Source organism: Burkholderia sp. E168m23, from assembly GCF_016586125.1.
Taxonomy (GTDB): Bacteria; Pseudomonadota; Gammaproteobacteria; order Burkholderiales; family Burkholderiaceae; genus Burkholderia; species Burkholderia orbicola.
The window spans coordinates 1-721 of sequence record NZ_BCPP01001614.1; the positions used below are offsets into that span (position 1 = coordinate 1).

The window sequence follows — 721 nt, forward strand, 5'->3', positions numbered from 1 at the left end:
AGCGCAACTGTCTCAAGTCCATCGCCGCCGTCTCCCGATTCAAGCCCGAATCACGCCCGATTCGAGCCATAAGCCAATCCGATCGAGCAAGATGAATATCATATTTTTCAGCGATCGATAGCGTTTCTATACTCGTCTCACAAAAGAGCCCGACTGCCGGCCATTCCGGACCGGACGCGGCGCAAGAGCCGGCCCCGCCGGCAAGGAGACGAAGATGTTCAAGGCGATCGACGCGCCGGCGGCCGGCGCGAAGCCGCGGCGCACGCCGCTCACGCGCGAGCAGGTGAAGGGCTTCTGGGCGGTGTACGCGGGCTGGGTGCTCGACGGCGTGGATTCGGTGATCTACGCGCTCGTGCTGATTCCCGCGCTGACGGAATTGCTGCCGGCGTCCGGCATCGCGGCGACGCCCGCGAATCTGGGGATGTACGGCTCGATCCTGTTCGCGCTGTTCCTGATCGGCTGGGGGCTGTCGTTCATCTGGGGGCCGCTCGCCGATCGCTTCGGCCGCGTGCGCACGCTCGCGGCGAGCATCCTGATCTATTCGGTGTTCACCGGCGCGGCCGCGTTCGTGCACGACGTGTGGGCGCTGGCCGCGTGCCGGCTGATTGCCGGGATCGGCGTCGGCGGCGAATGGGCGCTCGCTGGTACCTACGTCGCCGAGAGCTGGCCGGAAGACCGCCGCAAGATGGGCGCCGGCTACCTGCAGACGGGCTACTACTTC

Annotated in this window: 1 protein-coding gene; it reads left to right on the top strand. The window is 66.3% G+C overall.

The window, feature by feature from the left end; genetic code table 11:
• Positions 1-214 precede the first annotated feature (214 nt).
• A partial coding sequence (locus JMF90_RS39220) for an MFS transporter (protein WP_201326566.1) occupies positions 215-721 on the top strand: 507 nt, incomplete at its 3' end.